The organism is Streptomyces sp. NPDC059456 (assembly GCF_042750055.1).
In the GTDB taxonomy this organism is placed as follows: Bacteria; Actinomycetota; Actinomycetes; order Streptomycetales; family Streptomycetaceae; genus Streptomyces.
In genome coordinates this window covers 1-7,695 of the sequence record NZ_JBHYVA010000406.1, presented here as the reverse complement: position 1 = coordinate 7,695, position 7,695 = coordinate 1, and the positions used below count along the sequence as shown (strand labels likewise).

6 protein-coding genes are annotated in these 7,695 nt (G+C 75.2%); 2 read left to right on the top strand and 4 right to left on the bottom strand.

Annotation, left to right across the window (positions count from 1 at the left end; all coding sequences use genetic code 11):
* Positions 1–50 precede the first annotated feature (50 nt).
* The 4 genes from ACFXA3_RS28410 to ACFXA3_RS28395 form a co-directional block, all read right to left on the bottom strand.
* Positions 51–1,517, bottom strand: coding sequence for a hypothetical protein (locus tag ACFXA3_RS28410; protein WP_385191322.1), 1,467 nt, complete (start codon positions 1,515–1,517; stop codon positions 51–53).
* A gap of 162 nt (positions 1,518–1,679) precedes the next feature.
* On the bottom strand, positions 1,680–3,620 hold the full coding sequence (locus ACFXA3_RS28405) for a hypothetical protein (RefSeq protein WP_385191320.1): 1,941 nt from the start codon (positions 3,618–3,620) through the stop codon (positions 1,680–1,682).
* Positions 3,621–3,739: 119 nt separating this feature from the next.
* Entirely contained in the window at positions 3,740–4,537 is a 798-nt protein-coding gene (locus ACFXA3_RS28400; protein WP_385191319.1) for a tyrosine-protein phosphatase, read from the bottom strand.
* A gap of 83 nt (positions 4,538–4,620) precedes the next feature.
* Positions 4,621–5,223, bottom strand: coding sequence for a rhomboid-like protein (locus ACFXA3_RS28395; RefSeq protein ID WP_385191318.1), 603 nt, complete (start codon positions 5,221–5,223; stop codon positions 4,621–4,623).
* Positions 5,224–5,378: 155 nt separating this feature from the next.
* On the opposite strand from ACFXA3_RS28395, the gene ACFXA3_RS28390 reads away from it, so the two are divergent.
* Together ACFXA3_RS28390 and ACFXA3_RS28385 are read left to right on the top strand one after the other, a co-directional pair.
* A complete protein-coding gene (locus tag ACFXA3_RS28390) occupies positions 5,379–6,014 on the top strand; it encodes a hypothetical protein (protein ID WP_385191317.1) in 636 nt (211 codons plus the stop codon).
* Between the two features lie 87 nt (positions 6,015–6,101).
* Positions 6,102–7,622, top strand: coding sequence for a PepSY-associated TM helix domain-containing protein (locus ACFXA3_RS28385; protein WP_385191315.1), 1,521 nt, complete (start codon positions 6,102–6,104; stop codon positions 7,620–7,622).
* Positions 7,623–7,695 lie beyond the last annotated feature (73 nt).

Genomic DNA, 7,695 nt, shown 5'->3' with positions numbered 1-7,695 from the left:
AGGGTTCCGGGGCCCGCCGGCTCCGGGCTCCGGGGCGCTTCAGGCCCCGGTCACCGTCCGGCGTGCCCGCTCGCGAGGGCCCACTCGCGGTTCAGGGAGCCCAGCGGGATCTTGCGCTCGAACAGCGGCGTGCCGAACAGGGAGAGCTGCAGGTGCAGGTTCCCGCTCAGGTCGAAGCCGCCGTACAGCGCCCAGGAGCCGCTGAGGGAGGTCTTGCCGTCGCTGGACGCGGTCGCCTTGGCGTCGGCCTCGCCGCGCAGGTACGGGGCGAAGTCCGCGCTGACGCCGACGGCGCCGTACAGGCCGACGGACGCCTCGGCGCCGAGCGCGCCCTTGACCTTGCCGGAGGCGGTGACGGTCGCCGTGACGGGCGTGCTCTTGACGTTGGACTGGCTGACCGGCGTCCACCCCTTGCCCAGGGCGTAGCTGCCGCCGACCTTGAAGTCGCCCTTGACGTCCTGCTGGACGTCGAGGGTCACGCGGCCGTCGGCCTCCACCTGGACGTAGCAGGTCAGGTCGAGGTTGACGACGACCGGGACGGGGCCGACCTGGATGACCGGGGCGCTGTGCAGCTTCGCGAACGGGATGCGCTTGGGCGCCCCGGTGCTCGCGGCGGCGCGGCCCTGGAGCTTCCACTGCGAGGACCAGTCGCCGCTCATGCCGAGGAAGGCGCCGCGCGGGCCGGAGCCGCCGCTGCCGTCGTACGAGAACTCCACCTGCGGGGCGAGCTGGACGAAGCCGGAGACCGAGGCGCCGGCCGAGGCGGGGGCGTCCGGGGCGGTGTCGACGGCGGCGTTCACGTCGAGCCGCAGGTTGCCCAGGGGCAGCTTCGCGCTCTGGGGGCCGAACTTCACGCCTCCGGTCTTGGCCCAGGAGAAGGTGACGCCCTTCATCAGGGGCTCGACGGTGACCGAGGACGGGTCGACGGGCACCTTGCCGTCGGCCTTGTCGTCGTTCAGGACGGAGGCCAGCGTGGTGGAGGCGGTCTTGACCTCGGTGCCGCGGTCGGTCTTGCCGACGACCTCGGTGACCTTGGCGAGCAGGCCGTTGGGGGCGCCGGGCGCCGGCGCGCTGGCGATGACGTCGCCGACCGCGACGGGCTTGTCGGCGTCGGGCGACGTGCCGGTGCCCGGGGACTTGCCCGAGCCCGGGGACTTGCCCGGGTCGGTGCTCTTCCCCGGCTCCGGCTTCCGGCTCGGCGAGGAGGACGGGGCGGGCCCCTGCGGGGCCTTGGCTATGACGGCCCGTCCGGTCGCCTGGTCGTACGAGGCGACCTTCAGCGAGGACTGCTCCGGCTTGCCCTTCCCGCCGACGCGGGCGACGGCGGCCGGGGTGGGGGTGTCCTGCGGGGCCGCGGCAACGTTCAGCTGCTGGGACGTTCCGTCGCCCGTGGGCGCGAGGCTGGCGGGGGCGGCGGCGTCGGCGAGGCCGGTGTGCGGGGTCGAGGAGCAGCCGGTGGCGGTGAGCGCCAGGGTGGTCAGTCCGGGCAGCAGGAGGCGGCGGGCGAGCAAGCGCACGTGGGTGAACCTTCGGTACGTGAGGGGTGTGGGGGGTTACCGCTTGGTAACCGGAATCCGATCATGCCATGTCCATGCGGTGGCAGTCATGTCCGGATCCCGCCAACTCCCCGGCCGTTGTTGACGGTTGAAGATTCACCCACTGCGGTCACTGCGGTGGAGCTAGCGGAGCACCCCCGCCTTCGTGCCGTCCGTGAGCTTGCCCGCCAGCTCCACCTGCGCGCCCGCCGGCGCCTTCACCGCCAGCCGGTTGCCGTTCGCCGAACCGTTCACCCCGCCGCCCGACACCGACAGCGACGCGAACTGCGCACTGCCCGCCGCCAGCACGTACCACTGGCCCGCCTTGGACTTCCACAGCACGCCCGCCAGGACCCGCGGCTCCCGCGGGCCGCACGCCGGCGAGCCCTCCGCCTTCGCGGCCTGCGCCGCCAGAGGGGCGCCCGGAGTCAGGAACTGGGCCTGCACCCGGTCCTCCGTGCCCGACCAGGTCTCGGCCCGGGTGCACAGCCAGGTCGCCGTGCCGTCGCCCTCGGGCAGCGGCTGCTTCGCGTACGTCCAGGCGTTGACGCTGCGGACGCCGTGCGAGCGGACCGACGGCAGCAGGCACGCGATCCGCGACCAGTCGCCGAGCTCCGCGCCCTCCGCCACGTCGCGCTCCGTGCCCGGCGCGCCCGAGGTCAGCCGGGCCGGGGTCAGTTCGCCGAGGTCGGTGACCAGCCGGGTGGTGCCGGCCCCGGTCAGGGCCAGGGCGTTCCAGCCGGTGCAGTTGCCCGCCGGGGCGGGGCTCGCCACCGGCGGGGTGATCCCGTCCTGGTTCGGCTTGAGCGCCGCCGGTGCGTCACCGGGCTTGAGCAGGTCGCGCAGGCCCACTCCGGTGACCCACGGCGCGGTCAGGTAGCGGACGTTGCCGTCGACCCGGCTCAGCACCAGCGCGGTCGCGGTGTCCGCCGAGGCCCCGTCGGTCCGGGCGAAGTCGAGGGCGGCGACCGAGGTCCCGGTGCGCGGTTCGGCGTACCGGACCACGCGCAGGCCGTCGTAGAGCAGGACCACCACCGCCTGGTCGACGGTGCCCGCGAACAGCAGCTGCGGCGGGCCCATCGGCGGCCCGGGCGGCGTGCCGGGGGTGGCCGAGGCGACCACCGTGGAGCCGGGCCGGGCCCAGACCGCCAGCGCCCGGCGCAGCAGTTCGGCGTCGTCGGTGCGGTCGCCGCGGGCGGGCCAGGTGGAGAAGCCCGTACGGGAGGACGTGCGCCAGGCGGTGGGCGCGACCCGGACCAGCTTTCCCGGATCCAGGGCCTGCTCCGCCGCCGCGTTCTGCGCGTACGGCGGGGCCGCGGCCCCGTCCGCCCCCCAGCCCCCGCCGGGCAGCGAGAGCAGCGCCCCGCACACGGCGAGGGCGGCCCCGGCGGCCAGGGCGGCCCGCCCGAACCGGCGCCGGCGCAGCAGGTCGGTGGGCCGGGCCTGGAGCACGCACGGATCGAACTCGGGGGACGCGAACAGCGCGTCGTGGGCCGGATCCCCGGATTCCGTGACCGCGGCCCCGGGATGCGTGACCCCCGCCTCCGCGAGCACCCGCAGGACCTCCGCCTCCGGCAGCCGCTCCAGGGCGCGCAGGACGCAGGCCGCCCGGCCGGGCCCGTCGAGGGTGGCCAGCCACTGGTCCAGGGCCAGCTCCTCGGCCCCGCCGGAGCGCGGGAACAGCCGCAGCCCCCACACCTGGGGGAGCAGCGGAGGCAGCTGCGCCCGCCGGGGCAGCGCCCGGAACGTCAGCGGGATCCCGGCCTCCAGGGCGGCGCGCAGCACCCGGAGCCGGACGTACGCGTACCCCGACTCGGCGGCCGCGGTCCCGCGCTGGCCCGGCACCCCGCCCTGCACGGCGGCCGCGGCGGCTTGCGCCCCGGCGCCGCGCCGCCCGCGCGGCAGCGCCCGCTGGACCAGCGAATGCGCGGTGAGGACCCGCCGGTTGCGGCCGAGGGCGGGCGGCAGCACCAGATAGGCGAGCCGCACCAGCCGCGGGTAGTGCTCGACGATGGCCGCCTCGGCCTGCTCGACGTCGGGCGGCACGGGAGACGGGGGGCGGGTGGCGGTATCCGGCGCAGTCACGTTCAGCAGAACGAGCGAATCGTCGGATGGTCACCTGCCCCCAGGGCGCACGGTCGGGTCGAATGCCGCCGCGGGAGGGCTTCCGGCGGGCGGGATCCGGGGCGGGACCCCGGCGTCGGTCAGACCGTCAGGCGGGCGCGCAACGCCTCGACCGCGGAGTCCGGGACGCCGAGCCCCTCGCGCACGTACCTCTCCATCGAGCCGTGGCGCGCCTTCACCTCGTCGAGCGCGGCCTGCAGGTACTCGGGGAACACCCCGATCAGGCCCAGGGCGATGTCCGGGTTGCCACCGGCGACGGTGAAGCCCTCGATCATCGGCGCGAACGCCTGCTTGACCGCCGGATTGACGGAGAGGTATTCGGCCATCAGGGTGTCGTCGTCCGCGCCGAGCAGCGACAGGACGACGGTCGCGCCCCAGCCCGTACGGTCCTTGCCGGCCGTGCAGTGGAAGAGCAGCGGGCCAGCCTCCGGGTCCGCGAGCTCGCCGAGCAGGGTCCGGTACGCGGCCTGCGCGGAAGCGGTCGACACGAAGGACCGGTAGGTGTCGGCGAACAGCGCCTGCACCTTGCCGCCGCCCAGGTGCTCCTCCGCCATCGCCGGGTCGGACAGCAGGTCCTTGAGCTGCGTGGCGGCCGGGATCTTCCCGGAGCTCAGCTTGTCGGCGAGGACGTCGCGGACGAGCAGGCGGGCGCCCTCCGGTATCCGGTCCGGGTGGGCGCCGCGCTCGGCGTCGGTGCGGAAGTCGATGACCGTGCGCAGGCCCAGCGCGGCCACGACCGGATCGGCGCCGACGTCGAGCCGGTCGAGCTGGCCGGAGCGCAGGACCAGGCCCGGGCGGACGGTGCGGCCGCCGGAGAGGGGGGTGCCGCCGAGGTCGCGGAGGTTGGCGACGGTGGTGGAGGGGGTGGTCGTGGTCATCGTGGCGGCTCCAGCGGTCTGCGTACGGCGATGGCGGTGCGGACGGTGTCGACGGGTGGTGTCGGCGCTCTCGCGGTGGGCATTCACCCGATTTTCAGATGTTTCGTTCCTGATCGGTAATCGAGGACGAGCGAGAGGCCGACCCCGATCCCCAGGGCCGCGAGGTGCCCGGCGTCCGTGAAGGTCCGCTCCCGTTTCAGCACCGGCCGTACGGCGAGCGCCAGCAGCCCCACCCGGGCGGCCGCCCGTACCGGGCCGCGCGGCAGGGCCGAGGTCAGTGCGCCGAGTACGGCGTTGAAGCCGTAGCTGGCCCCCACGTCCACGGCCCGCCGGGTCGCCGGGCCGGCCGTCCGGCGCAGTGCGCCGAACACGAGGAGCGTCGCCGTGGAATGCCCGAACAGGAACACCGCGGCCGTCCACCAGGCCCCGTACGCGTACTCCGCGTACCCGAGGACCGCGACGAGCAGCAGTGCGTACGGCAGCGGCATCGGCTCCTCGACGACGAACGCGCTGCTCAGCAGCGTCTCCCAGCGGCCGGAGGCGAGGTTGTCGACGTTCGTCGAGCAGCCCCGCAGCACCCGGTCCCGCTCCGCCGCGCCCCGTCGCTCCAAGGCGTACGCGCCGAGCTGGACCCCACCCGCATACACCACGCCGAGGGCCGGAGGCGGCCAGAGCAGTGAATTCATCCGATCATGATCGGATGCGACCCTCGGACTGGCGGAACCGGGGCCCGTGCGAGCATGTTTCAGCCATGCCAGGAACCCCCGCGCCGCTGCGCGCCACACGGGCCGCGATGTTCGCGGCAGTGTGCACCGCCTTGGGCGCTGTGGGGCATTCGTACATGTCTGGCACCAACATCCCGATGATGGTCCTTCTGGGTGCTTTCGGGGTGACCGGCGGACTCGCCTGGCTCGGAGCCGGGCGCCGCCGCGGGGCCGCAGGGATCAGCGCGGCGCTGCTCGCCGTCCAGGGCGTACTGCACCTGGTCTTCTCCGCAGGCCGGGCCGGCCACACCGACGGGCCCACGCCCGTGTCCGCGTCCGTGCACCACCGGATGGCGGGCATGGACGGGGCGGCCGGCGCGGACGGCATGGCGCACCTGCACGGCGCGGCCGGTGCCGACGGGATGGCCGGCATGGCCGACACGGCCGGACACGGCGGCCTCGGCATGATCGCCGCCCACGTCCTCGCCGGTCTGTTCTGCGCCGCCTGGCTGGCATGGGGCGAGGCCGCCGTCTTCCGGCTGGCCGCCGCACTCGGCGCCGCCGCCCTGCTGGCGGCCCGGCCCCTCGCCCGCGCGGTCGCCCTGGTCCGGGCCCGGGTGGCCCCCGCGCCGGGACCGCCCGCGCCCCGGCCCTCGTACGAGCCCCCGCGCGGGCTGCGCGGTGCCGTGCCCGCCCACACCCTGGTGCGCCGCGGCCCGCCCGGCCGGCGAGACACCCGCGCCACGGCCCCCGGTCGTCCTGCCTGCGCCTGACCGGCGCACTTCCCTCATCGACGAGGGGGCGAGACCCGGGGCCCGATCCCCCATGTCTTCGCCGCCAGGCCAACCCCTAGGACACGCATGTCCCTCGAAGAGGTCCAGGACGTCCGCACCCCGGACGCCACCACCGCCACCACCGACGCCGCCGCGCCGGCCGCGACCGCTGAACCCGCCGCATCCACCGAACCCGCTGAACCCGCCGGGCCGTCGAAGCCCGGCACCTGGGCGGCCCTGCGGCCGCTGCTCCTGCGCATGCACTTCTACGCGGGGATCCTGATAGCCCCGCTGCTGTTCCTCGCCGCCGCCACCGGCCTGCTGTACGCCGGCTCCTGGCAGGCCGAGAAGATCATCTACTCCGACGAGCTGACCGTCACCGAGGTCCGCGACAGCACCCTGCCGCTCAGCGCCCAGGTCACGGCGGCCCGGGCCACCGTCCCCGAGGGCAAGGTCGTCGGCGTGTGGCCCGCGCCCGACGCCGAGGCGACCACCCGCGTGATCATGGAGGTCCCGGGGCTGGAGGAGGGCCAGACCCGCACCGTCTTCGTGGATCCGTACACCGGCCACGTCAACGGAACGCTCACCACCGCAGGCGACGCGCTGCCGCTGCGCGCCTGGCTCAGCGAGTTCCACTCCAGCCTCCAGCTGGGCGAGTTCGGCCGGAACTACAGCGAACTCGCCGCGAGCTGGCTGTGGGTCGTCGCACTGGGCGGCCTCGCCCTGTGGATCGGCCGCCGCCGCTCCCGCAAGGCCCTGCTCGTCCTGCCCGACCGCGCCGCCACCGGGCGCCGCAAGACCCTGTCCTGGCACGGAGCCGTCGGCATCTGGGCCGCCATCGGACTCGTCGCCCTCTCCGCCACCGGCCTGACCTGGTCGAAGTACGCGGGCGAGCACATCGGGAAGCTCCAGGACGGCCTCGGCGGCGCCACCCCCTCCGTGTCCGCGGCCCTCGCACCCGGCTCCGACGCCGGATCGGGTTCCGGTTCCGGTGACCACGCCGGGCACGTGATGACCCCGGGCATGGAGATGCCGGCGACGCCGCCCACCGCCGACATCGGGGTCGACAAGGCCGTGGCCGCCGCCCGCGCCGCCGGGGTCACGCACGAGCTGCGCATCACCCTGCCCGCCAAGGGCAACGGCTACGTGATCAAGGAGCAGGACAAGCAGCTGCCGGTCCACCTCGACTCCGTCTCCGTCGACCCCGCCGACGGCCGGATCATCGACGAACTGCGCTTCGCCGACTACCCCCTCCTCGCGAAGCTGACGCGCTTCGGCATCGACCTGCACATGGGGAAGACGCTCGGCCTCGTCAACCAGATCGCGCTCGCCGCGCTCGCCGTCGCGGTGATGTTCCTGGTGTTCTGGGGCTACCGGATGTGGTGGCTGCGCCGGCCCACCAAGGACCGCACCCTCTCGGCGGGCCGGGCCCAGCCGCGCGGAGCCTGGCGCAAGGTGCCGCTGACCCTGCTGCTCCCGCTCGCCGCGCTGACCGCCGTGGTCGGCTGGTTCGTCCCGCTGCTCGGCATCAGCCTGGTCGCGTTCCTGGTCGTCGACGTGCTGCTGGGCGTCGTCGCGGCCCGCCGCGCCGGGGCCGCCGCCGCCTGATCCGGACGGCCCGCGCCCGAACGCCCGGTGGGGGGGCGCGGCGCCGGGGGGGGTGAGTGGGCGCGCGCGGGCG